The following is a 25772-nucleotide window of genomic DNA, read 5'->3' as shown; positions in this document are numbered from 1 at the left end:
CCGAGCGCTCAGTGCCTTAGCGGCAGAATCGCCTGCAAGGCATCGCGGCGCAGCCCTTCGCTGGTCCAGCGGTAGTACTGGTAGTAGAGCTTGTGCTGCTCGAACGCCTCGGCGATATTGCCCAGGGTTTCGTGCGCCTGCGAAATGGCCTGGTGGATGTCCATCAAGGTATGCGCAGTCCCCATCGCCTCGCCGATCTCGCGCGCGGCGTACAGCGACGCCAGCGCGCCCCTGCCGTCGTGCAACCGCAATTGCAGCAAGCCCAGATGCAGCAGCGCAAACGCGCGGACCCAGTGGTTGTTGGCGCCGTCGGCCAGCGCCAGCGCGGCATCGTAATGCTGCCTTGCCTTGCCGAGCCGGTGGGTCGCGGCGGCGGCGATGCCGGCATAGACCTGCCATTCGGCCAGAAAGGGCTGACCCGGTGTTTGCGCGATCAGCATCGCGGCCTGCGCGAGCGAATCGCTCATCTCGTCATAGCGCCGCAGGGCATTGAGGCTGGAGACGACATTGAGCGCGATCATCGCCTGCACGCGCACATCGGCCGACGCCTGCGCCGATTGCAAGGCCTGGGCGTTGTAGCTCAAGGCCGCGTCAGCGCCGCCGAAGGCCTGGCAGATTCGCCCCAGCCCCAGCAAGGCCTCGCCGATCGCCGCTTCATCGCCGTCGCCACGCGCCAGCGGCAAGGCCTGCTGCCACGCGCCCAGCGCCTGACCATAGTCGGCGTGTGCATAGTGGATCGCCGCGGCGCCCAGATGCGCGCGACAGCGCACCGTTGCATCCGGCAAGGCCAGCGCCGCCGCATCGTCGTAGGCGCGCAGCGCCGCCTGCGGCTGCCATAAGGCCTCGAGACAGCGGCCGCGTTCGACCAGATACGCCGCCCGCTGTGGCGGTGCCGCCCGCGTCAGCAGCCTGTCGATCTCGGCCAGATGCTGCCCCGGCTGTAAATACCACGCCCCGCTGTCTAGCAACATGCCGTCCGTCCACGCCAGAGAAAGGGCAACTATAGAGGCATGGCGAGGATCACCAATGCACGCACGTCTGCCCAAATCCACCACCCGTAGGATGAAAAAAAAGGCGGGTCAAAGACCCGCCCAAGAGAGGACGAACAATTACCAGATGCCCAGGCTGTCGATCTGCGAAATCAGCTTGGCCGAGATCGCCTGGTGATCCTTCACCGAGGGGTGCCAGCCGCACGCCATGCTGTCGAGCCCGTCGTAATAGAAGTAGGAAATCTTCCGGTCACCGGCCGCCGTGGCTTCGGCGACCACCTCCTGCGCGACCTCCTGAAGCTTGTTGTCCGGCCACAGATAAGTAGCGCTGACCACCACATGCGCATCGCCGTACTGAGCACGCAGCTTGTTGATGAAGCCCCGGTACGCCGTCTTGTAGCCGGTACGCAAGGTTTCGGCGGTGTAGGCCTCACCGGTCGCCACCGGGGTCGAGAAATCGTTGATGCCCAGACCGACCACGACCAGTTGCGGCTTCCAGTTGCCCGGGTTTTGCCAGACATTGCCGGTCACCCCGGTCAACGCCCGGTCGTAATACGTCCGGTAGTTGACGTTCGGAATGTTGCCGCCATAGTTGCGCACCATCCCCAGCCCCGAGTAGCCATTGAGCTGATAGCTGGCGCGGTAGTGTCTGGCGGTCAGCGCGCCGAACGATGCATCGGCGTTCGAGTACGGCGCGATTTCGGCCTCCGTGCAGTCTTTCTTGCCCGACTCCGTGCCAAGGCCGGCGGTGTACGAATCGCCGATGAACTCGATCTGCCGGGTCGGCGCCGCAGCGGGCTTGAGAATTTCGCCGCCGGCCATGGGCACCAGCCCTTCGAAGCTGCCCGGCGTACCGGTCAGCTCGGACCGCAAGGACAAGCGCACGGTGTGCTCGCCCGCAGGCAGGCCGCTGAGCCAGTAAGTGGTCTTGCCCGGTTTGGTGATCTTGGGCCAGGGCTTGCCGTCGATCTCGACGTTGTAGACGCCCTGCGCATCGTCCAGTGCCAGGCCGACGCCGGTACCGCGGAAGCGCCCCTCGAAGTAGGTACCCGGCCAGCTGTACGAGACGCGGCTGGCCGAATCGACCTGCAAGCGGCCGCCGGCATTGATCTGCTCGACCAGCGGGACCGGCGCCTCTGCACACGGTGCGACGACCTTCCAGACGCCCCAGGTGTTCGACTGCGCCGGGTTCTCGCCCAGCGTCCACCATTTGGCCTCGTAACGCACGCCGTTGTGCAGCGCGCGCTGGCCACCGGTATAGACCTTGGCTTTGTCCCACGCGGCCTCGCACGTCACCGCCACAGCGGTCGACGCGGCCTGCGCCGAAGCGCCGGTCACACCGATCGCGCCAATCAGGCTGCACAGCAGCCAGGATACTGTTCTCATCTCCACCCCCTGTTTGACGCTTTGCGCCAGTGTTTTTGGTAGCCAGCCAACCAATCAAAACAGCAATGACAATCGTCAACAACTATCAATACATGCCACTGACATTGTTTGTGCGCAAAAAAAGACCCGCCATCGGGTCAGCCATGCTGCCGTGTGCCCGGATTGATCGGGAACACATGCAATCTATAGCTAAAAACTATCAACGTCAAAAAGAAAGAGGCCGGATTGGAAAAATGGCCGGCCCCATCACCACGATTGCTGATCAGCGGTCAGCGTCGCCCGGGGAACAAGGTGAGCGCCGCATCGGCAAGCGCGGTCAGTTCGGCGACGCTGGCGCCGTCACACGCCTGTATCGACATCCCTTGAAGCACGGCGCCGTAGCAACGTGCCAGTGCCGCGGTCTCGGTATCCGGCGGCAGTTCACCGGTATGCACGGCACGGTCAAAACGCTGCTGGAACAGCACCAGCACCGCATTGCGCATCGTCGTGGCGGCGGCGGCGGCGCCACGGTTCTCTGGCGCACAGCCAAGCACTGCGGTGGTGATCAAACAACCGGGCGTAGCGGAAACGAAGCGCTGCGCGGCCTCGACAAGCACGCATCGCATCGACAAATACGCACTCGGCGCCTCATCCAGCGCGCGGCGGGTGCTCGCGCCCTCCCGTTCGGCGTAAAGCGCAAGGACCTCCCGGTACAAGGCCTCCTTCGAGTGGAAGGCGGCGTACAGGCTCGCCGGCGGGATGCCGATGGCAGCGGTCAGATCGGCAATCGACGTGCCTTCATAGCCCTGGTGCCAGAAAAGCTGCAATGCCAGATCGAGCGCCTGCGCGCGGTCGAAGTTGCGCGGTCGGCCGCGTGGCCGGGGTGGAACGGGTGCGTCGGCTTGCATCATTTATATAGTGATCACTCAAAAATCTTGACATCGGCTATGTCATGGTCGAATTATAGAACGGTCACTATTTAAATAGAACCGGGACTCCTTGATGAATACCGCCGTCGCCGCGCCGCACACATCCTCCGACATCACCACCCGGCTCGATGCCGCCATCGACAGTGCACTAAACGAGGCCCGCATCGTCGGCGCCGTCGTGCTCGTTGCCCGCGATGGCGAGCCGGTCTATCACCGCGCCGCCGGCTGGGCCGATCGTGAACATCGCGTGGCGATGCGTGATGACAGCTTGTTCCGGCTGGCATCGCTGACCAAGTCCATCGTCTCGACCGCGGCGCTGGCGCTGGTCGAGCAGGGCCGCCTGTCGCTGCACATCCCGCTGGCCGAACTGATGCCCGAATTCACCCCGCGCCTGCCCAACGGCCAGACCGCAACGATCACCGCCCATCACCTGCTCACCCACACCGCGGGCTTCAGTTATGGCTTTTTCGAGCCGGCAGACGGGCCTTACCACCGCGCCGGCATCTCGGACGGGCTGGATGCGCCGGGTTGGGGCATGGCCGAACAGCTGCAAAGAATCGCCAGCGTACCGCTGTTCTTCGCCCCCGGAACCGCTTGGCGCTATTCGATCGGCACCGACGTACTGGGTGCGCTCATCGCCCGCGTGACCGGGCAGACCCTGCCCGACGCGATTGCCGCGCTGGTGACCGGGCCGCTGGCGATGCACGACACCGCGTTTAGCGTGCGCGATCGGTCGCGCCTTGCCACGGCGTATGCCGACGCCACTCCTGCGGGATCACCGCCGGTACGCATGGGCGAGCACACCATCGTGCCTTTCATCGACCCCGCGCTGGCCGGGATTGCCTTTGCACCGGGCCGGGTCTTCGATCCGGCATCGTTCCCGTCCGGTGGTGGCGGCATGGTCGGCGGCGCAACCGATTTCCTGCGTTTCCTCGAAAGCATCCGCAACGACAACGGCGTGATTTCGCCGCCGATGTCGCAAGCCTTGCGCAGCAATCAAACCGGCGATCTCCTGATCGATGTACGCGGCCCCGGCTGGGGGTTTGGCTATGGCGGCGCGGTCTTGCTCGATCCGGCTGCGGCGGCCAGCCCGCAATCGCCGGGCACCTGGCAATGGGGCGGCGCTTACGGGCACAGCTGGTTCGTCGATCCGCTCGAGCGCCTGAGCGTGATCGCGCTGACCAATACCGCGGTCGAGGGCACGGCCGGGCGTTTTGCCACCGATATCCGCGATGCGGTTTACGGCGTCTGACGCCCTGACACCGGCGGCTCGGTCAGCAAGGGCGGAATCCGCTCGACCAGCTCGTCGATCACCAGCCTGACCTTGTACGGCAGATAGCGGGTTTGCGGCCAGACCACGTGAATCGGAAACGGCGTAGCCACCGTATCGGCCAAGACCCGCACCAGCGTGCCGGCGGCGAGGTATTCGTTGGCGAGCCAGTGCGGCAGCCGTGTCAGCCCCAGCCCGGCCATGGCGGCCAGCGCCATGGCTTCGATATCGTCGAAGCGCAGCCTCGGGCGGATCGGCCCGACCAGCTCGCGCCCGTCCGCGCCGACAAAGCGCCATTGGGCGCTGCGGATATCCCGGCCGTAGACGATGCCGTCGTGCCCGGCCAGATCGGCCAGCGTCTGCGGTGTGCCGTGGGCCGCCAGATACGCCGGCGCGGCGCACACGATCACGTGCTGCGCCCCCAGCCGGCGGCCCTGCAAACCGGCGCGATCGGGCAGCTCGCCACTGCGCACGGCCAGATCGATGCCCTCCTCGACCAGATCGCTGACCCGGTCGCTGAACGCCATTTCCAGTTCCAGCTTCGGATAGCGTTGCGCCATTTCCAGCAGCACCGGCGCGACGCAGCGGCGGCCGAACAGCGACGGCACGCTGATCCGCAGCCGCCCGGCCGGCTCGCGCCTGCCCCGTTCCAGCTCGTCTTCGGCCGCTTCGAGTTCGGCCAGCGCGGCGAGGCAGCGCTCGTAGAAGAGCTGGCCGTCGTCGGTCAGGCTCTGGCTGCGCGTGGTGCGGTGAAACAGGCGCACGCCGATGCGCTCTTCCAGCCGGGCGATGCTTTTGCCGACCGCCGAGCGCGACAGATTCATCCGCACTGCCGCGGCGCTGAAGCTGCCCGCCTCGACCGCGCCCACAAAGGCGGCCATCCCGCCCAGCCTGTCCAGATTCGCCATGATTACCGATACCCCACTTCATTGACTCCAATGTGTCGTCACTAAAACGAATATATGCCGCAACTGCCGATTATTCATCTCCAATATGATGAATTCATCGCCAACGATGGCGCAGGAGAAACGACATGAGCAAGACGATGAAGCAATGGCAGATGAATGGTCTGGGCGTGGATCGCCTGGCGCTGGTCGAGGCGGACATTCCGCAGCCGGGGCCGGGCGAGGTGCTGGTCAGGGTGGCGGCGGTATCGCTCAACTATCGCGACAAGATGGTGATCGAAACCGGCATGGGTTATCCGCTATCGTTCCCGCAGGTGCCGGGCTCGGACATGGCCGGCACCGTGGTCGCCACCGGCGACGGCGTGACCCGCGTGCAGCCCGGATCACGCGTCATCAGCGCCTTCTGGACTCACTGGTTCGACGGCAAGGCACCCGACGTCAACGGCCCGGCCCTTGGCGGGCCGGCACCGGGCGTGCTGGCGCAGTACATCGTGCTGCCGCAGGCGCTGCTCGTCGCCGCGCCGCACACGCTGTCGGACATCGAGGCCAGCACGCTGACCTGCGCGGCGCTGACGGCGTGGTTCGGGCTGATCGAGGAAGGCGGCCTGCGCGCCGGCCAGACCGTGCTGGTGCAGGGCACCGGCGGCGTCGCGCTGTTCGGCGCGCAGATCGCGCTGGCGCACGGTGCCGAGGTCATCATCACCTCGAGCAGCGAAGCCAAGCTCGAAAAAGCCGGGGCGCTTGGCATCCAGCACGGCGTGCTGCGTACCGAAGGCTGGGTGCAGCGCGTGCTCGAACTCACCGGCGGCCGTGGCGTCGACCAGCTGATCGCGCTCGGCGGCAGCGATCTGGGCGAAGCGATCGACACGCTGGCGCAAGGCGGCCGGGCCTCGGTGATCGGGCTGCTCGGCGGGCCGCAGTTCAGCGCGTCTATCGTGCCCTTCCTGCAGCGGCGGCTGACGATCCAGGGCATCGGCGTCGGCCACCGCCGCGCGCTTGAAGACCTGGTTCGCGCCATCGACCTGAACGGCATCAGGCCGGTGATAGACGCCGAATACGGCATCGAGGACCTGCCGGCGGCGCTGGCCCACGTCAGCCGTGGCGCATTCGGCAAGGTGGTGTTGCGGCTCGACAATTAAGCCCGGCGGGTGGTTCAGCCCGGCGCGCGCAGCGCGGCATCGCCGCCCAGCGCCTGATAGAGCTTCATCCGGTTGTCCAGCCGGTTGAGCCGGTTCTGCGCCAGCGCATCCTCGGCGTTGCGGCGTGCCTGCTGCTGGTCGAGCCAGTCCTTCACGCCGGTCTGGCCGGCACGGTAGCGCACCCCGGCGATCGTTTCGGCGCGGCGCGACAGATCGTAGGCGCGCTGCAGCGCCTCGCCCTCGGCGCCGAACTGCGTCCCGGCCGACAGCGTGTTCTCGACATCGGCGAAGGCCTTGTACAAGGTCTGGCGGAAGTTGACCACCGCCTCCTCGTACTCGGTCTTCGATACCTTGATCGTCAGCTGCGTGGTATTCCACTGCACGAAAGGCAGCAACAGCCCGGCACCGAGCGTCGCGGCCGGATTGCTCAGCACGTTCGCCAGACCGGTGCTGGCGCTGCCGATGCTGCCGGTCAGCGACAGCGTCGGATAAAAGCTAGCCCGGGTCGCGTCGACATTGGCGAGGCTCTCCTTCAAGCGCCATTCGGCCGCGGCCAGATCGGGCCGGCGCGCCAGCAGCTCGGCAGGCAGTCCGGCGGCGATCGGTGGCAAGGCGGTATCGGGCAGGCGCGGCAGTTCGGTTTCCCGGTGCTGCGGCGACCGGTCGAACAGGATGGCCAGCGCATTGCGCGCTTCTTCGCGCTGCTGCAGCAAGCCCGTCAGGCTGGCTTGCTGGGTGGCGACGCTCTGTGCCGCCTGGACTTCATCAAGCCCGCCGACCGCGCCGGCGCGATGCTGCACCGTGACGATCGCCAGCGTGCGCTGCGTGTCGGCCAGATTGGCGCCGGCACTGGCGATGCGCTGGTTCAGATACGCGATCTGCCAGTACAGCTGCGCGGTGGTGCCGACCAGACTCAGCGCCGCGCTCTGCCGGTCGAGCTCGGTCGCCTCGGCTTCCCAGTCGGCGGCATCGCGCAGCCGCGCCAGCCGCCCCCACAGATCCAGCTCGTAACTGAGCGAGGCGGTGGCGTTGTAACTGCGCACCGACGGCCCACCGCGCTTGAGGTCCTTTTGTGCGCTGGCATTGCCGCCCAGCCCCACGCTCGGCGTCAGATTGGTATCGGTCAGCCCGGCCTGCAGCCGCGCGCGCCTGACCTTGATCGCCGCAGCGGCGAGGTCGTTGTTCGTCGCCAGCGCGCGCTCGATCAGCGCATCGAGCTGCGGATCGCCGAACGAGCGCCACCAGCGCTCGCCGGTCGCCACGGTGCTGCCGCCCTGGCCCTGCCATGCGGCGGGGATATCGGCGACGGGACGCTGGTAATCGGTCTGGAGCAGGCTGCCGCAGCCGGACAGCGCGCTCGCAGCCAGCAGTGCCAGCAGCATTGGACGCAGGGAAGAGGTCATGGAGGCGGTCATCTCATTCACGGGCAAGGGCTTCGATCGGATCGAGGCGTGCGGCATTGCGCGCCGGCAGGAAGCCGAAGGCGACGCCGATCAGCGTCGAGCACACGCAGGCGGCGGCAATCGAGGCCCAGGAAAATTTCATCGTCATCATCGATACGAACATCGAAAACAGCATGCCAAAGCCGAAGGACAGCGCCACGCCGATCAGCCCGCCGATCAGGCACACCAGCACGGCCTCGATCAGGAACTGCTGCATGATGTCGCCCTGGCGCGCGCCCACGGCCATGCGGATGCCGATCTCGCGGGTGCGTTCGGTCACCGACACCAGCATGATGTTCATCACGCCGATCCCGCCGACGACCAGCGAAATCACCGCGATCGCCGACACCAGCAGGGTCAGCGTCGCCGTGGTTTTTTCGACCGTCTTGAGGATGCTGTCGCTGGAATAGGTGAAGAAATCCTTGCTGCCGTGGCGCAGCGTCAACAACCTGGTCAGGCTCTGTTCGGCCAGATCGTTCGGCATGCCGTCGCGAATGCGCACGGTGATGCTGCCGAAATGCCTTTGCCCCATCAGCCGGCCCATCGCCGTGGTGTACGGCACCCAGACGTTGAGGCTGGATTCGCCACCGAACGGGCTTTCCTTTTTCTCGGTCACCGCGATGATGCGGCTGGGCAGGCTGCCGAGCAGGATCACTTCGCCGATCGGATTCTCGCCGTGCGGAAACAGCTTCTTGCGGGTGTTTTCGTCGATCACCACCACCTGCGACTGCCGGCTCACATCGGCGCTCTGGAACGGCGCGCCCTGCGCCATCTTCAGTCCGCGAACGCGAAAATACTGCTCGCCGACGCCGGTGATCTGCGCGTTGACCTTGATATTGCCAAGCCGCAGCATCTGGCTGGTCGCCACCTCGGGCGTGACGCTGTCGACGTAGAACTGCGACGCCAGCGCGCGCACGTCGCCGGGCAGCAGCGTACGTATGCTCGCCGCCTTGTCGTCGCCCCAGTCCTTGCCGGGAAACACATCGATGGTATTGGTGCCGATCGCACTGACGTCGTCGATCACCTTCTGCCGCGCGCCCTGCCCGAGCGCGACCACCGACACCACCGAGGTGATGCCGATGATGATGCCGAGCATGGTCAGCAAGGTGCGCATCCGGTGCGACGCCATCGCGATCCACGCCATCTTGAACGCCTCGCCGAAGCGGCCCCAGTTCGCGTGCAGCAGGTTGTGGCTCATGTGACGCGCCGGCTTTTCCAGCTTGACCCGTTCGGCCTCGTTCGGCTGCGGATTCGGCCGGTCGGCGATGACCTCGCCGTCGCGCAACTCGATGATGCGCCCGGCATTGCTCGCCACCTGCATATCGTGGGTGACGATGATCACCGTATGACCGCGCTGGTGCAGCTCGCGCAGGATGGCCATCACCTCGGCGCCGCTGTGGCTGTCGAGCGCGCCGGTCGGTTCGTCGGCGAGGATCACGTCGCCGCCGTTCATCAGCGCGCGAGCGATACTGACGCGCTGCTGCTGGCCGCCCGAAAGCTGGCTCGGCCGGTGGCGGGTACGGTCGGCCAGGCCGAGCCGCGTCAACAGCGCCCTCGCCCGTTCGCGCCGGTGCGCCTTGTCGGTGCTGGCGTAGACCGCCGGGATCTCGACGTTTTCTTCGGCGCTCAGATGCGGCAGCAGGTGGTAGCGTTGGAAAATGAAGCCGAAGTATTCGCGCCGCAGCGTCGCCAGATCGTCGCCGGCCAGTTCGCGCGTTTCGCGCCCGGCGATCTTGTAGCTGCCGGAGGACGGCTTGTCGAGGCAGCCGAGGATATTCATCAGCGTCGACTTGCCCGAACCCGACTGACCGACGATGGCGACCATCTCGCCGGCGGCTATCGTCAGGTTGATGTCCTTGAGCACGGTGACTTCGTCGTCACCGGCCGGGAAGCGGCGTTCAAGCTGGCTCAATACCAGCAGCGGCTCGGCCATTTCAGCGTTCTGCCTGATCTTGCTTGGCGGCATCGGCGGCCGCTTGCGTCGGATCGCCGACGATCACCTTTTCGCCGTCCTTGAGGCCGTCGAGCACCTGCGCGTTGATATTGTCGTTCAGGCCAAGACGAACCTGCCGCTGCTGCGGCTTGCCGTCTTTGAGCACCTGCACCGCATAACGGCCGTCCTTGCCGCGTTTGCCCAGCGCCGCCACCGGCACCGCCGGCACCTGCTTGGCCACCCCCAGCACGATGGAAACCTGTGCCGTCATCGACGTCTTCAGCAGGCGCTCGGGATTCGGCACATCGAAGAGGCCGTTGTAATAGACCGCGGTGGTCGTCGACGTGCTGTCGGCGGTGATCGATTCGGGCGCCGGCTCGATCGCGCGCAGCTTGCCGTCGAAACGCTTGTCCGGCGCGCCGAGAATGGTGAAATACACCGCTTGCCCCGGCTTCACCCGCACCACATCGGCCTCGGAAACCTGCGCCTTGATCGTCATGGTGTCGACATTGGCCAGGATCAGGATGGTGGGTGCGCTCTGCGCCGATACCACGGTCTGGCCTTCCTGGGTGACGACCGAAATGACCTCGCCATCCATCGGCGCGGCGATACGCGTATAGCCAAGGTTGGCCTTGGCGGTATCGACCTCGACGCCGGACTGGCGAATCTGCGCGTCAAGCGCGGCCAGTTCGGCACGGGTCGCATCCAGCTGCGCCTGCGCGCTTTCCAGATCGGCGCGCGAACTGGCGTCGCCGGCGATCATCGTCTGCTGGCGTTTCAGCGCCAGCGTGTACTGGACGAGCTGTGCCGCCTTGGCGCGCTTTTGCGCCTCGACATTGGCCAGCCCCGCCTCGGCCTTCTTCAGGTCGTTCTGCTGCAGCACCGGATCGATCTCGGCCAGCAACTGCCCCTTGCTGACCCGATCACCGAGCTTCACCTTGAGCGACTTGAGCTGGCCGTTGACCTGCGCGCCGACGCTGACCTGCTTCACCGGCTTGAGCGTGCCGCTGGCGAGTACGGCCTCTTCGAGGTCCATCTTCGCCACCGTGGCGGTCAGGTATTGCGGTGGCGCCGGCGGAAACACGAAGTGGCGCAGCAGCCAGGCGAAAAGGACGAGTAGCGCGATGGCGAGCAGCCAGCGCAGCGGGCGTTTCTTGAGTTTCATACGGGAACCGGTCAGGCCTGTGCCTTCATTGACCGGCGCAGTCTAAATCCGGCCGCATGAAAACATAGGCGCTATTTGTAATTACTTGTTGGCGATCTGCGGCGCAACGTCGCCATCCCAGCCGCCGCCGATCGCCTTGACCAGCAGCACGCTGGCGGACAATTGCCGGCCGACGAGCTGCAGCGCGGTTTTTTCACTGCTGTAACGCGTGGCTTGCGCGCTGGCAACGTTGAGGTAATCGACCGTGCCGGCCGTGTATTGGTTCAACGCCAGCCGTTCGGCCTCGCGCGCGGCGTCGACGGCTTCGTTCTGCGCCAGCGTTTCCTTGCCGAGCAGGGCGATTGCCACGAGGTTGTCCTCGACCTCCTGCAAACCGCCGAGCACCGTCTGCCGGTACGTTGCGACCGAGACATCGTAGGCGGCCACGGCCTGATCGCTGCGCGCCTCGCGCGCGCCGCCGTCGAAGATCGTCTCGGCGACTGCGGCACCCAGCGCCCAGACCCGGCCCGGCGCGTTGAACCAGTCCGAGAGGCTGGCGGTTTGCAAGCCGCCGGTCGCGGTCAGCACCAGCGACGGAAAGAACGCCGCCTTGGCGACGCCGATCTGCGCATTCGCCGACGTCACCGCGCGCTCGGCACTGGCGATGTCGGGGCGGCGCTCCAGAAGTTGTGACGGCAGCCCCGCCGGCGTCACCGGCAGCGACGGCCGCCAGCCTGCATCGGCGGCGAGCGCGAACTGCGCCGGCGCCTTGCCGACGAGGATCGCGATTGCATGTTCAAGCTGGCGGCGGCTCAACTCGAGATCGATCGACTGCGCTTCGGCGCTCTTGAGCTGGCTTTTCGCCTGCGCGACGTCGGCCTTGGTGACGATGCCGGCGGCGTACTTGTTCTGCGTCAGCGTCAGCGAGCGCGTGTACGCGGCGACGGTGTCATCGGCGAGGCGTTTCTGCGCGTCGATGATCCGCAGCTGCAGATAGTCCTGCACCAGCTCGGCCTGCGCCGACAGGCGCGCGGCGGCCAGATCGGCCGCGCTGGCCTGCGCGCCGGCATCCGATGATTCGACGCTGCGGCGGATACCGCCCCAGATGTCCGGCTCCCAGCTCGCATCGAGCGACAGGCTCTGGCTGTTCTGCACCTGCGCGGCATTCGTGCTCTTGTCGACCGAACCGTTACGCCCGCCCGAGTAACTCAAGCCCAGCGTCGGGAAGAACGCCGCTCTCGCCTCCTGCGCGCTCGCCCTGGCCTGGCGGTAACGCGCGACCGCGGCGATCACGTTCTGGTTCGACACATCGACCTGCGATGCAAGATCGTTCAGCAGCGGATCATTGTAGATCGTCCACCAGGCGCCACGCGGCACGTGGTCGGCCGGCGTGGCGACTTTCCAGCCTTCTGGCACTTCGCGGAACTCGGCGGCAGCGGCCGGGCCGGACGCCGCGGAGTCGGGTCGCTGATAATCGGGGCCGACGGCGCAACCGGTCAGCGCAAAGGCAAGGATCAGCGGAAGTGTGCGGATACGCATGGGGATACGGAACATGGATCAGGCCTCCTTGCGCGCATGCAGCGCCGCCCATTGGCGGCCGCCCCACAGGCGCAAGCGATCGAGGTAAAGGTAAACGACCGGGGTCGTGTAGAGCGTCAGCAGCTGGCTCATCACCAGACCGCCGACAATGGCGATGCCGAGCGGCTGGCGCAATTCGGCACCGTCGCCGTGGCCCAGCGCCAGCGGCAAGGCGCCAAAGAGCGCGGCCATCGTCGTCATCAGGATCGGCCGGAAGCGCAGCAAACAGGCCTTGTAGATCGCATCACGCGAACTCAGCCCGTCCTTGCGTTCGGCGTCGAGCGCGAAGTCGATCATCATGATCGCGTTCTTCTTGACGATACCGATCAAGAGCAGCACACCGACCAGCGCGATCAGGCTGAAATCGGTCTTGAACAGCATCAGCGCCAGCAAGGCGCCGATGCCGGCCGACGGCAGGGTCGAGAGGATGGTCAGCGGATGGATCAGGCTTTCGTACAGAATGCCGAGCACGATGTAGACGGCGATGATCGCCGCCAGGATCAAGAGCGGCTGGTTGTTCACCGAGCTCTGGAAGGCCTTGGCGGTGCCGGCGAAACTGCCCTGCACGCTGGTCGGCACGCCAAGCCGCGCCATTTCGGTGTTGATCGCCTCGGTCGCCTGTGACAAGGACACGCCGGGCTGCAGGTTGAACGAGATCGTCGTCGCGGCGAACTGGCCCTGATGGTTGACCGACAGCGGCGTGAACGCCGGCGCCCAGTGCGCGAATGCCGAGAGCGGAATCTGCGCGCCGTTCGGGCCGATCACGAACAGTTTCGCCAGCGCCTCGGGGCTTTGCGCGTACTGCGGCGCAACTTCCATCACCACGTGATACTGGTTCAGCGTCGAATAGATGTTCGACACCTGCCGCTGGCCGAAGGCGTTGTTGAGCACATTGTCGATGTCCTCGGCCGACAGTCCCAATCTGGACGCGGCATCACGATCGACCTCGAGCGCGGTTTCCACGCCCTTGTCCTGCTGGTCGGTATTCACGTCGGCGAGCAGCGGAATCGCCAGCATCGCCTGGCGGATTTTCGGCTCCCACGCGCGCAGCGTCTGCAGATCGTCGCCCTGCAAGGTGAACTGGTACGCCGCATTGCCCTGCCGGCCGCCGATGCGGATGTCCTGATCGGGCACCATGAACAGCCGCGCGCCGGGCTCGTGCGCCAGCTTGCCGCGCAGCCGCCCGATCACCTGCTGCGCCGACTCGGTGCGCTCGCCCAGCGGTTTGAGCGAAATGAACATCGAGCCGCTATTGGTGCCGCCGCGGCCGCCGGTGAACGCCGTCACCGTCGCCACCGCCGGATCGGCGCGGACGATGTCGATGAAGACCTGCATTTTCACCTTCATCGCCTGGAACGAGATGCTCTGGTCGGCCTGGATGAAGCCCGACACCCGGCCGATGTCCTGCTCGGGGAAAAAGCCCTTCGGAATCGTCCGGTACAGATGGATGTTCAGCACCACCGTGATGATCAGGATCAGCACCGTCAGCAGCGAATGCCGCAGCGCCCAGCCCAGCGATCTGGCATAGCCCTTGTGCAGCCGGTCGAAAAAACGGCCGAACGCGCCGACCAGCCAGTTGGGTTTGCGCTTGTGATCGTCGGCGCGCAACAGCCGCGCGCACATCATCGGCGTCATCGACAGCGATACGACCATCGAGATCAGGATCGCCACCGACAGCGTCACCGCGAACTCCTGGAACAGCCGCCCCGGCAGGCCGCCCATCAACAGCAACGGGATGAACACCGCAACGAGCGAGATGCTCATCGACAGCACGGTAAAGCCGACCTCTTGCGCGCCCTGCAAGGCCGCGGCGAACGGTTTGACGCCGTCTTCGATATGCCGGGCGACGTTTTCGAGCACGACGATCGCATCGTCGACGACGAAACCGGTCGCGATGATCAGCGCCATCAAGGACAGGTTGTTGAGGCTGTAGCCAAGCATATACATCGCCGCCAGACTGCCGATCAGCGACACCGGCACCACCACGCACGGAATCAGCGTGGCGCGGGCGTTGCCGATGAACAGGTAGACGACCAGGATCACCAGCGCCACCGCGATCAAGAGCGTGCGCTCGACCTCTTCAAGCGAGGCGCGGATCGTCGGCGATCTGTCCATCTGCACGGTCAGCGTCACCGCGCCCGGCAGCGATGCCCTGAGCATCGGCAACTCGGCGCGAATCCGGTCGACCGTGTCGACGATATTGGCGCCGGGCGCGCGGGTGATGATCAACAGCACCGACGGCTTGCCGTTGGCCGAACCGGCGTTGCGGCTGTTCTCGACCGCATCGCGCACATTGGCGATATCGGACAGCCGCACGCCGGCGCCGGTCTGGCTGTTGTAGGACACGATCAGCGGCATGTAATCGGCGGCCTTCTTGGCCTGATCATTGGCCTCGATCTGCCAGCGCCGCTCGCCGTCCTCGACCGAGCCCTTGGGACGGTTGACGTTGGCCTGATCGATCGCCGTGCGCACCGCGTCGAGCGACACGCCCTGATGCGCCAGCGCATCCGGATTCAGCTCGACCCGCACCGCCGGCAGCGAACTGCCGCCGACGTTGACGTCGCCGACACCGCTGATCTGCAGCAGCTTCTGCGCGACCACGGTCGACGCGAAGTCGTACATCTGCCCCTGGCTCATCGTCGGCGAGGTCAGCGCCAGAATCATGATCGGCGAGTCGGACGGGTTGACCTTGCGATAGCTCGGGTTGCTGGTCAGGCTGCTCGGCAACAGATCCTTGGCGGCATTGATCGCCGCCTGCACATCGCGCGCGGCGCCGTTGATGTCGCGGTCGAGGTCGAACTGCAAGGTCACCCGCGTGCTGCCGAGCGAGCTTGACGAGGTCATCTCGGTAATGCCGGCAATGCGGCCGAAGGCGCGCTCCAGCGGCGTCGCCACCGTCGCCGCCATCGTCTCGGGGCTGGCGCCGGGCAGGCTGGCCGAGACCGAGATCGTCGGGTAATCGACCTGCGGCAGCGGCGCGACCGGCAGCAACTTGTAGCCGATCAGCCCGGCGAGCACGATGCCGAGCATCAGCAGCGTCGTCGCCACCGGGCGATTGATGAAGAGTTTGGAGAGATTCATGCGTCCGCCGCCGCGGCGCGGCCAGCCTTGACGCGCCGCGCCAGCCGGTCGAAGGCGAGGTAGATCACCGGCGTGGTGAACAGCGTGAGCACCTGGCTGAAGATCAGCCCGCCGACCATCGCCACGCCGAGCGGATGCCGCAGCTCGGCGCCAACGCCGGTGCCGAGCATCAGCGGCAGCGCGCCAAGCAATGCCGCCATCGTCGTCATCAGGATCGGCCTGAAGCGCAGCAGCGCGGCCTGATAGATCGCCTCACGCGGCGCCATGCCCTGCTCGCGTTCGGCGTCGAGCGCGAAGTCGATCATCATGATCGCGTTCTTCTTGACGATGCCAATCAGCAGCACGATGCCGATGATCGCGATCACGCTCAGATCGTTACCCGAGGCCATCAGCGCCAAGAGCGCGCCGACGCCGGCCGACGGCAGGGTCGACAGAATCGTGACCGGATGGATATAGCTCTCGTACAGCACGCCGAGCACGATATACATCGTCACGATCGCCGCAAGGATCAGCCACAGCTGGTTATCCAGCGCCGCCTGGAACGCCAGCGCCGCGCCCTGGAACTGCGTCTGCACCGCCACCGGCACGCCAATCTCGGCCTCGGCCGCCTTGATCGCCTCGACCGCCGCGCCAAGCGAGGCGCCGGGCGCAAGGTTGAACGACATCGTCACCGCCGGGAACTGGCCCAGATGGTTGATCACCAGCGAGCCGTAGCGCTCGGACACCGTGGCAATGCTGCCCAGCGGCACCTGGGTACCGCTGCTGGAGGTCAGATACAGATCGTTCAGTGATTGCGGGCCACGCTGCATCTCGGGCTCGGCTTCGAGCACCACGCGATACTGGTTGGACTGGGTGAAGATCGTCGACACCAGCCGCTGGCCGTAGGCGTTGTAGAGCGCGTTGTCGATCGCCTGCACCGAGATCCCCAAACGGCTGGCGGCGTCGCGGTCAATGTCGATGTAGCTGACAAGGCCCTTGTCCTGCAGATCGCTGGTGACATCGGCCAGCGACGGTTCGCGGTTCAGCCGCTCGACGAGCTTGCCGGTCCACTCGGACAACAGCGCCGGGTCGGATGCTTCCAGCGTGAACTGGTACTGGGTGCGGCTGACACGGTCTTCGATGGTCAGGTCCTGCACCGACTGCATATACAGCCGGATGCCCTCGACGTGGGCGAGCTTGTCCTGCAGCCGGGCGATGATCGCCGGCGCCCTGTCCTTGCGGTCTTCGAGCGGCCGCAGGTTGATCTGCATCCGCCCGCTGTTGAGCGTCGCGTTGGTGCCGTCGACACCGATGAACGACGACAGGCTCTCGACATCCGGGTCCTGCAACACGATCTTCGCCAGCGCCTGCTGGCGCTCGGCCATCGCCGCGAACGACACCGACTGCGGTGCCTCGGTAATGCCTTGGATCACGCCGGTATCCTGGCTCGGGAAAAAGCCCTTCGGAATCCACACGTACAAGAGACCCGTCAGCACCAGCGTGCCTATGGCCACCCACAGCGTCGCGGTCTGGTGTTCGAGCACCCAGGTCAGCTTCCTGCCGTAGTAGGCGATCATCCGCTCGAAGAAGGCGCCGGCCGCGTGGTAGAAGCGGCCCTGCTTTTCCTCGGGCACGTGCTTCAACAGCTTGGCGCACATCATCGGCGTCAAGGTCAGCGAAACGATCATCGAGATCACGATAGCCACCGACAGCGTGATCGCGAACTCGCGGAACAGCCGGCCGACGACGTCGCCCATGAACAGCAGCGGAATCAGCACCGCAATCAGCGACAGCGTCAGCGAGATGATGGTGAAACCTATCTCGCCGGCGCCCTTGAGCGCGGCTTCCAGCGGCGGATCGCCCTGCTCGATATAGCGGGCGATGTTCTCGATCATCACGATCGCATCGTCGACGACGAAGCCGGTCGCGATCGTCAGCGCCATCAGGCTGAGATTGTTGATCGAGAAGCCGGCCTGATGCATCACCGCGAAGGTGCCGATCAGGGACAGCGGCACGGCGATGCCGGGGATCAGCGTCGCCGACACATTGCGCAGAAACAGGAAGATCACCGCGACCACCAGCACGATCGCCAGCAGCAACTCGAACTGCACGTCCTTGACCGAGGCACGGATCGTCGTGGTGCGGTCGGTCAGGATCTGGACCTCCAGCGCACCGGGAAGCGCCGCCTGCAATTGCGGCAGCAGCGCCTTGATCCGGTCGACCGTCTGGATCACGTTGGCGCCCGGCTGGCGCTGCACATTGATCACCAGCGCGGCGCGCTCGTTGGCCCAGGCGGCGAGCTTGTTGTTCTCGGCGCCGTCGATCACGTCGGCGACGTCGCCGAGGCGAATCGGCGCGCCGTTCTTGTAGGCGATGATCAGCTGGCGGTATTCGTCGGGCGAAGCGAGCTGGTCGTTGGCCGAAATCGTCGATGCCTTGCTCGGGCCGTCGAAATTGCCCTTGGCGCCGTTGACGTTGGCATTGCCGATCGCATTGCGGATGGTGTCGAGATCAAGCCCGAGCGCAGCCACCGCGCGCGGATTCACCTGCACCCGCACCGCCGGGCGCATGCCGCCCGAGACACTGACAAGGCCGACGCCGGGCAGCTGCGAAATCTTCGCCGCCACGCGGGTATCGATCAGGTCCTGCACCTTCGTCAGCGGCATCGATTTCGACATCACCGCCAGCGTCAGCACCGGCACGTCGGCCGGGTTGACCTTGTTGTACACCGGCGGATTGGGCAGATCGCTCGGCAGCAGGTTGCTGGCGGCGTTGATCGCCGCCTGGACTTCCTGCTCGGCGATGTCGAGGCCCAGCTCGAGCCCGAACTGCAGGGTGATGACCGACGCGCCGCCCGAGCTTTGCGAGCTCATCTGCTTCAGGCCCGGCATCTGGCCGAACTGGCGCTCCAGCGGCGCGGTAATCGACGAGGTGGTGACGTCGGGGCTGGCGCCCGGATACAGCGTGACGACCTGGATCGTCGGGTAATCGACCTCGGGCAGCGCCGAGATCGGCAACACCCGGTAGGCGACGAGGCCGGCGAGCAGGATCGCGATCATCAGCAGCGAGGTCGCCACCGGACGGAGAATGAACAGCCGGGACGGATTCATGCTTCAGCCCTCGCGGCAGTCCAAAGCCTGCGGGCTGCGTTGTGCTCGCTTGCCGTACTTGCTTGTACTGTCTGTGCTTCGCACGCCTTGCCAGCACCGCTGCGCTGGCTTTTGTCAGCCGCTCCGTACATCACTGTTCGGCCTTCGCGCGACGGCCTTGCGGACGCGATGCCGTACCGCTGGCATTGCGCTTGGCCGGATCGACGACTTCGACCTGAGCGCCTTCGCGCAGGCGGTCGGCCCCGTCGGTGACAACCTTGTCGCCGGCCTTGACGCCCTCAAGGATCACCACGCGCTCACCCAGGGTCGGCCCGGTTTTCACCAGCCGCATCGCCACCTTGCTGTCCTGACCCACGGCCCAGACAAAGCTGCCCTGGCTGCCGTGCTGGATGGATGCAGCCGGCGCAATCTGCACGCCCCGTAGATCGGCGACCTTGATGCGGGCGTTGACGAACTGATTCGGGAACAGCATGCCGTCGCCGTTGGCGAACTGCGCCTTCAGCTTGACGGTGCCGGTGGTGGTGTCGATCTGGTTGTCGACGGTCACCAGCTTGCCGCTGGCGACGAGCTTGGCCATGCCGCGATCCCACGCCTCGACCGCCAGCGTTTCGCCGGCGTTCAGCGGCGCCAGCACCTGCGGCAGTTGCGCTTCGGGCAGCGTGAACAGCACATTGATCGGCGCCACCGTGGTGATCACGACCAGACCGTTGGTGTCGCTGGCGCTCACCAGATTACCCGGATCGACCTGGCGCAAACCGACGCGCCCGGCCACCGGCGCGGTGACGCGCGAATAGGTCAGATTGAGCCGGGCGCTGTCGATCGCGCCCTGATCGACCTTGACCGCGCCCTCGTACTGGCGCACCAGCGCCAGTTGCGTGTCGACCTGCTGGCGGGCGATCGATTCTTGCTGCAGCAATTGCTGGTAGCGCGCCAGATCGGCACGGGCATTGGCGAGCAGTGCGGCATCCTTGGCCATCTGGCCTTCGGCCTGCGTCAGCGCCACCTGGAACGGTCGCGGGTCGACCTCGGCCAGCAACTGCCCTTCCTTGACGATCTGGCCCTCGCTGAAATGCAGCTTCATCAACTGGCCGCCGACCTGACTGCGCACCGTCACCGTATTGGCCGCGGTCACCGTGCCCAGCCCGGACAGATAGACCGGCATATCGCCGGTCGTCACCGGCTTGGCCTGCACCGGCTGCGGCCCGTTCATCGCCATGCCGCCACGCCCGCCCGCCTTGGCCGTCGTCGGTGGCGCTTCACGCATCAGCAACCAGCCTCCGCCAGCAAGCACAACGATGATGGCGGCAATCCACCAGCGGCGATGAGGCGTACGCGGCGGGGTTTCGGGGGCGGTGTGAGGCATGGTCGATCCGGTGTCAGGCGTTCGGCGGGTTTGAAAACGGCTTCGGGCCACCCTTAGGGCGGCCCTCATCCATCAGGACTGCATTATTGCGCGTTCGGCTGCGGCGCTGGCGCCACCGGCGGCTGGCCACGGTGGTGGCCGCGCATGCCCTTGTGCATGCCATGACCGTCACGGCGGGCCATCTCGTCCAGCACCTTGCGTTGCTCGGCGGTGAGCGATTTGGCCAGCGTTTCGGTCGCATCGGCCAGTTGCAGGGTACGCTTGGCGTGCTCGTTCATAAAGGCGGCGCGTTGGCGCAGCGTCGCAGCGGCGTCGAGATTATCCGCCCTTGCCGGCATCTTCGGCTGTGCAAAAGTTTCGCGGTAGCTCTTGGCGTAGGCATCCCACGCGCCTTGCTGCGATGCCTTGATTTCCAGACGGTTGGCCATCCGGGCGAGACGGGCCTCGGTCCGCTGCTGCCATTGCTCGGCGCTCGGGCGGTGTTCGCGGCTCCAGCTGCCGTGCGCTTCGGGCGTCAGCGGCATGGCAACGGTGACCACGGCGGTGCCCAGCATCAGTGCGGCTGCGACGCAGGAAATCAGTTTACGGTTGAGTTTCATCTTGCGGTTCCTCCGGTGTTTGGGAAAGCAACGCCATTACACCGCCCTGATGTGAACCGGGTTTGGCCAAAACACGGCTTTTTGTAAACGGGATGTAAAACCGCGTGAACCGCGCGTCACAAGCGCCCCGCCCTCGCGCACGGGCGTTATCCTTGGATCAGATTGTTCCATTCCAGCAAGGCCAGACCATGTCCTCCAAATCCCTGCTCGTTGTCGATGATGATGCCGATCTGCGCACGCTGCTCTCGGGCTATCTGGGTGATCAGGGCTTTCACGTCACCGAAGCCGGCGACGGCGTGGCGATGGCCGCAGCACTGGCGAACCACTCGTTCGATATGGTGATCCTCGACCTGATGCTGCCCGGTGACGATGGCCTGACGCTGTGCCGCAATCTGCGGGCGCAGTCGTCGGTGCCCATCCTGATGCTGACGGCGCGCGGCGACGAGCTCGACCGCATCATCGGGCTGGAAATGGGCGCCGACGACTACCTGCCCAAGCCGTTCAACCCGCGCGAACTGCTGGCAAGGATCAAGAGCATCCTGCGGCGCGCGAACGAACGCGGTGGCGAGGAAAAGGCCGCGCGCGAGCTCGTCTTCGCCGGCTGGACGCTCGATCTGGGCGCGCGCCATCTGGTCGGCGGCGACGGCGTGGTCACGCCGCTGTCGACCGGCGAATTCCGCATGCTGTCGGCGCTGGCCGAACACGCCAACCGGGTGCTGTCGCGCGACCAGTTGATGGATGTGCTCGCCGGGCGCGAATCGGGCCCCTTCGATCGCACCATCGACGTGATGATCAGCCGCCTGCGCCGGCGTCTTGGCGACGACGCGCGCGAACCGGCGCTGATCAAGACCGTACGCAGCGAAGGTTATGTGCTCGCGACCACGGTGGAGCGGCGTGCATGAGGCGTTTTTTCCGCGGACCACGCACCCTGCTCGGCCAATTGATCCTGGCGCTGATGCTCGGGCTGATCATCGCCAACCTCGCCGGCATGTGGCTGGTGATGCAGGACAAGCTGCGCTACACCCGCTTTATCCGCGGCGAGTACGCGGCGCAGCGCATCGCCGATATCGTGGCCGTGCTCAACGATGCGCCGGCGGACGAACGTGGACGTCTGGTGCATATCCTTGACGCGCCGCCGGCGCACCTGACGCTGGCCGATCCGTGGCGAACCAGGACCGAGCCCGCCAGCGACGAGGCCGCCAGCTTCACCGAAGTGCTGCAAGACAAGCTCGCCACCCCGTTTCAGGTGCTCTCGCTCAAGAGCGCCCAGCTCGACCGGAACCGGCCGCACCACCGCGGCATGCGTGACATGGATAAAAACGGCATGCGCAGGCCGATGCCGCTGCTGTTCGTGCTGACCCAGGCCAGGCTGGACGATGGCACGGTAGCAACGTTTCGCTTCGCGATCCCGCAGACCAACCAGCAGGACACCTACCGCTTGCTCGGCTGGCTGCTGCTGGTTGGCATCTCGGTATCGCTGCTGTCGTTCTGGGCGGTACGCCGGCTGACGCGACCGCTGGCGATGTTCTCCGCCGCCGCCGCCGGCCTCGCCAGGAATCTCGATCAGGCGCCGCTGCTGGAGACCGGCCCGCAGGAGGTCGCCGACGCCGCGCGCGCATTCAACACCATGCAGCGCGACATCAAACGCTATCTGGAAACGCGCGCGCAGACGCTGGCCGGTGTGTCGCATGACCTGCGCCTGCCGATCACGCGCGTGCGGCTGCGGCTGGAAAAACTGCAAGACCCGGCACTCAAGGGCAGCATCGAGCATGATCTGCTCGAAATGGACGAGATGATCGCCAACACCCTCGCCTTCCTGCGCGCCAATGCCAGCAGTGAAAAGACGGTGAAGATCAACGTCGCTGCGCTGCTTGACGGCGTGATCGAGGACATGGAAGCGCTCGGCGCCGAGCTGACGCTCAGCGCCGAGACCCGCCGCCCGCTCGCCGGCCGGCCGCTGGCGCTGCGCCGCTGCCTCTCGAACCTGCTCGACAACGCCCGCCGTTATGGCGGCGCGCAGATCGATGTCGGCGTGTGTGAGGCCGGCGACACACTGGAAATCCGCATCGCCGACCACGGCCCCGGCATTGCCGAAAGCGATCGCGAGCGCGTGTTCGAACCTTATGTGCGGCTCGAGGCGTCACGCGCCAAGCACACCGGCGGCAGCGGCCTTGGCCTCGCCATCGCCCGCGCCACCGCGCGCAGCCACGGCGGCGACATCCGGCTGGAAGACCGCCCCGGCGGCGGCCTCGTGGTAGTGCTGACCTTGCCGCTGGCCTGAGCCTGCCCACAGTCTTGCCATACGAGACAAACTTTGAACACACGCCCTTGCTGCAGCCGGGCCTACATCGCCTCGCGCGGGATGATCGCCCCACGATGCTGGATGACCTTGCCGGCAAGCGCATGGCCGGCACGCGCCGCGCCGGCAAGATCGCTCCCGGCCAGCCGCGCGGCCAGATAACCGGCACCGAAGGAGTCACCGGCGGCGGTGGTATCGACGACGCGTTCAACCGGTGCCGGCGCCACCTCGACGCGCTCGGTTTGAGTCGCAGCAATGCACGATTCTCCTCCCCGCTTGATCACCACTTCGCGCACGCCGAGCGCGAAGGTGCGCGCCAGCACGGTATCGACGTCGGCGTCACCGTAGAGCGCGGCCTCGTCGTCGAGTGTCAGCAAGGCGGTATCGGCCAGCGCCAGCACCTGCCGGTACGCCTCGATGGCAACGGCGGTGCCCTCCCACAGACGCGGACGATAATTGTTGTCGAACACCACCCGTCCGCCTCGGCCCTGACAACGGGCGAGCACATCGATCAGCAAGCGGCGATGCTCGGGCGAGAGAATCGCTAGGCTGATCCCGGACAGATACACCACGTCGGCGCCTTCCAGTGCCGCGATCACCGCTGCCACGCCCGGCCCCTGCAGCCAGTAGCGGGCGGCAGAATCGTTGCGCCAGTAGTGAAAACTGCGCTCGCCGCGAGCGTCGGTCTCGATCAGGTACATGCCGGGCAGCTTGTCGGCCAGACGCTGTACCAGGCGCGTGGCTATCGCCTCGGCCTGCCACGCGGCGAGCATTTCATCGCTGAGCGTATCGATGCCCAGCGCGCTCACATAAGCCACGTCGATCCGGGCATGGTCGACAAGCCGGGACAAATAAACGGCGGTATTGAGCGTATCGCCGCCAAAACGATAGGTCAGCGCTGCGCCTTCGCGCTGCAGCTCGACCATGCACTCGCCGATCACGGCGACAGTTTGCCGAAGCATGTTTTTTCCAGTTGAGCAGAAGTCGGATGCCCCCCGACAAGCGTGGTCGGGGGCACCTTGCCGGTGAGGCAGCGGCGACTATAAAACCGCCCGCGCACAATTGAAACAACGGCGAACCGGGCGCTAGGCGCGGCCGGCCGCCAGCTTGACCGGCAACACCGCCTGTTCGACGGCGATCTCCCACTGCGCCATCCGCTGCGCCGCGTCGTCGCGACCGATGCCGGGCATGAATATCCGGTCGATCCGCCGATGCGCTTCCAGCTCGGCCACGCTGGCAAACAGCCCGGTCGCCAGACCGGCCAGATACGCGGCACCGAGCGCGGTCGATTCGATCACCTTGGACCGCACCACCGGAATCCCCAGCAGGTCGGCCTGAAACTGCAACAGCAGATTGTTGGCCGCAGCGCCACCGTCGACGCGCAGCTCCTCGATCGGCGAGACCGCATCGCGCTGCATCGCCGCCAGCACCGAGGTGCTCTGAAACGCGATCGATTCAAGCGCCGCCCGCGCAACATGAGCAACGGTCGACCCCCGGCTGAGCCCCACAATCGCGCCCTGTGCCGTCGGCACCCAATACGGTGCGCCAAGGCCGGTGAATGAAGGCACGAACACCACGCCCCCCGCATCGGGCACCGAGGCCGCCAGGTTTTCGATATCCGATGAACTGGAGATTGCCTTCAGCCCGTCACGCAACCACTGCACCACCGCACCGCCAATAAACACGCTGCCTTCGAGCGCATATTGCGGCCTTGTTCCGGGCTGGCACGCAGCGGTGCTGATCAAACCGTTTTGCGAAACCACAGCCGTATCACCGGTGTTCATCAGCATGAAGCAGCCGGTGCCGTAGGTGTTCTTGGCCTTGCCACGACTAAAACAGGCCTGCCCGAACAGCGCCGCCTGCTGGTCGCCGGCGATACCGGCGATCGTCACCGGCGCGCCGAAGCACTCGGCATCGGTCTGGCCGTAAATATGGCTCGACGGGCAGACTTCGGGCAACAGCGACGGCGGAATATCAAACATCGCGAGCAAGTCGTCGTCCCAGGCCTGGGTGTGGATATTGAAAAGCATGGTTCGCGACGCGTTGGTCACGTCGGTCATGTGCAGCCGGCCACGGCTGAGCTGCCACACCAGCCAGCTATCGACGGTGCCGAACGCCAACTCACCGCGCATGGCCCGCTGCCGCACCCCCGGCAGCCGATCCAGCATCCATGCCAGCTTGCTGGCGGAAAAATACGGATCGATCACCAGCCCCGTTTTGCCGCTCACCGCGTCGTTCAGCCCGGCTTCGCGCAAGGCATCGCACAGCGCCTCGGAACGCCTGTCCTGCCAGACAATGGCGTTGCATACCGGCTCACCGGTTCGCCTGTCCCACACCAGCGTGGTCTCGCGCTGATTGGTGATGCCCAGCGCAATCAACTCACTCGCGGCAATACCGGCTTGCGTGATGGCCTCGCGGCAGGTTTGCAGCTGGCTTTGCCAGATGTCCTGCGGATCGTGTTCGACCCAGCCGGGCTGGGGGAAAATCTGGCGGATTTCGCGCTGCGCGCTGGCGACGATCTCGCCGTGTTCGTTGAAAATCACCGCGCGCGAACTCGACGTGCCCTGATCCAGCGCCATCAGATACGGCATGAACACCCCTTCTGGTGCAATGGCGAACGGATGACTTTACTCGCCGATGGCGCGAA

The 25772-nt window shown here is 65.9% G+C and carries 18 protein-coding genes; 4 read left to right on the top strand and 14 right to left on the bottom strand.

Annotated elements, in window-relative coordinates; all coding sequences use genetic code 11:
- Positions 1-8: 8 nt before the first annotated feature.
- The 3 genes from JLC71_RS01180 to JLC71_RS01170 form a co-directional block, all read right to left on the bottom strand.
- Positions 9-971, bottom strand: a complete 963-nt coding sequence (locus JLC71_RS01180; RefSeq protein ID WP_200916866.1) for a tetratricopeptide repeat protein — start codon at positions 969-971, stop codon at positions 9-11.
- A 138-nt stretch (positions 972-1109) separates the two neighbouring features.
- Positions 1110-2375, bottom strand: a complete 1266-nt coding sequence (locus tag JLC71_RS01175; protein ID WP_200916865.1) for a GDSL-type esterase/lipase family protein — start codon at positions 2373-2375, stop codon at positions 1110-1112.
- Between the two features lie 269 nt (positions 2376-2644).
- The gene (locus tag JLC71_RS01170; RefSeq protein WP_200916864.1) at positions 2645-3265 is read right to left on the bottom strand and encodes a TetR/AcrR family transcriptional regulator; all 621 of its coding nucleotides are present in this window, start codon (positions 3263-3265) and stop codon (positions 2645-2647) included.
- 91 nt (positions 3266-3356) lie between these two features.
- Here JLC71_RS01170 and JLC71_RS01165 point away from each other — a divergent pair, with 91 nt between their 5' ends.
- A complete protein-coding gene (locus JLC71_RS01165; protein WP_200916863.1) occupies positions 3357-4535 on the top strand; it encodes a serine hydrolase domain-containing protein in 1179 nt (392 codons plus the stop codon).
- Here JLC71_RS01165 and JLC71_RS01160 read toward each other — a convergent pair.
- Positions 4523-5461, bottom strand: coding sequence for a LysR family transcriptional regulator (locus JLC71_RS01160; protein ID WP_200916862.1), 939 nt, complete (start codon positions 5459-5461; stop codon positions 4523-4525). The genes JLC71_RS01165 and JLC71_RS01160 overlap by 13 nt on opposite strands.
- 125 nt (positions 5462-5586) lie before the next feature.
- On the opposite strand from JLC71_RS01160, the gene JLC71_RS01155 reads away from it, so the two are divergent.
- Entirely contained in the window at positions 5587-6597 is a 1011-nt protein-coding gene (locus JLC71_RS01155) for a zinc-dependent alcohol dehydrogenase family protein (protein WP_200916861.1), read from the top strand.
- Between the two features lie 14 nt (positions 6598-6611).
- On the opposite strand, the gene JLC71_RS01150 is transcribed toward JLC71_RS01155, so the two are convergent.
- The 8 genes from JLC71_RS01150 to JLC71_RS01115 all read right to left on the bottom strand — a co-directional run bounded on the left by JLC71_RS01150 (position 6612) and on the right by JLC71_RS01115 (position 20826).
- A complete protein-coding gene (locus JLC71_RS01150) occupies positions 6612-8000 on the bottom strand; it encodes an efflux transporter outer membrane subunit (protein WP_236250936.1) in 1389 nt (462 codons plus the stop codon).
- Positions 8001-8013: 13 nt separating this feature from the next.
- Entirely contained in the window at positions 8014-9972 is a 1959-nt protein-coding gene (gene macB, locus JLC71_RS01145) for a macrolide ABC transporter ATP-binding protein/permease MacB (RefSeq protein ID WP_200916860.1), read from the bottom strand.
- Between the two features lies 1 nt (position 9973).
- Entirely contained in the window at positions 9974-11137 is a 1164-nt protein-coding gene (gene macA / locus JLC71_RS01140) for a macrolide transporter subunit MacA (protein ID WP_200916859.1), read from the bottom strand.
- 81 nt (positions 11138-11218) lie between these two features.
- A complete protein-coding gene (locus tag JLC71_RS01135; protein ID WP_236250935.1) occupies positions 11219-12670 on the bottom strand; it encodes an efflux transporter outer membrane subunit in 1452 nt (483 codons plus the stop codon).
- A gap of 3 nt (positions 12671-12673) precedes the next feature.
- Positions 12674-15775 carry a multidrug efflux RND transporter permease subunit gene (locus JLC71_RS01130; protein ID WP_200916858.1) on the bottom strand — a complete coding sequence of 1034 codons (3102 nt, stop codon included), beginning with the start codon at positions 15773-15775 and terminating at the stop codon, positions 12674-12676.
- The gene (locus JLC71_RS01125) at positions 15772-18864 is read right to left on the bottom strand and encodes an MdtB/MuxB family multidrug efflux RND transporter permease subunit (RefSeq protein WP_200916857.1); all 3093 of its coding nucleotides are present in this window, start codon (positions 18862-18864) and stop codon (positions 15772-15774) included. The genes JLC71_RS01130 and JLC71_RS01125 overlap by 4 nt, the downstream gene beginning before the upstream one ends.
- A 130-nt stretch (positions 18865-18994) precedes the next feature.
- Positions 18995-20227, bottom strand: coding sequence for an MdtA/MuxA family multidrug efflux RND transporter periplasmic adaptor subunit (locus JLC71_RS01120; RefSeq protein ID WP_200916856.1), 1233 nt, complete (start codon positions 20225-20227; stop codon positions 18995-18997).
- Positions 20228-20310: 83 nt separating this feature from the next.
- Positions 20311-20826 carry a Spy/CpxP family protein refolding chaperone gene (locus JLC71_RS01115; protein ID WP_200916855.1) on the bottom strand — a complete coding sequence of 172 codons (516 nt, stop codon included), beginning with the start codon at positions 20824-20826 and terminating at the stop codon, positions 20311-20313.
- A 188-nt stretch (positions 20827-21014) separates the two neighbouring features.
- Here JLC71_RS01115 and JLC71_RS01110 point away from each other — a divergent pair, with 188 nt between their 5' ends.
- A complete protein-coding gene (locus JLC71_RS01110) occupies positions 21015-21728 on the top strand; it encodes a response regulator (protein WP_200916854.1) in 714 nt (237 codons plus the stop codon).
- The gene (locus JLC71_RS01105; protein WP_200916853.1) at positions 21725-23107 is read left to right on the top strand and encodes an ATP-binding protein; all 1383 of its coding nucleotides are present in this window, start codon (positions 21725-21727) and stop codon (positions 23105-23107) included. Before JLC71_RS01110 ends, JLC71_RS01105 begins: the two co-directional genes overlap by 4 nt.
- Before the next feature lie 62 nt (positions 23108-23169).
- Here JLC71_RS01105 and kdgK read toward each other — a convergent pair whose 3' ends face one another.
- The gene (kdgK, locus tag JLC71_RS01100; protein WP_200916852.1) at positions 23170-24087 is read right to left on the bottom strand and encodes a 2-dehydro-3-deoxygluconokinase; all 918 of its coding nucleotides are present in this window, start codon (positions 24085-24087) and stop codon (positions 23170-23172) included.
- 123 nt (positions 24088-24210) lie between these two features.
- Positions 24211-25716, bottom strand: coding sequence for a glycerol kinase GlpK (gene glpK / locus JLC71_RS01095; RefSeq protein WP_200916851.1), 1506 nt, complete (start codon positions 25714-25716; stop codon positions 24211-24213).
- Positions 25717-25772: the final 56 nt, after the last annotated feature.

It is taken from the genome of Jeongeupia sp. HS-3 (assembly GCF_015140455.1).
Taxonomy (GTDB): Bacteria; Pseudomonadota; Gammaproteobacteria; order Burkholderiales; family Chitinibacteraceae; genus Jeongeupia.
This window is presented reverse-complemented; position numbering and strand designations above follow the sequence as displayed.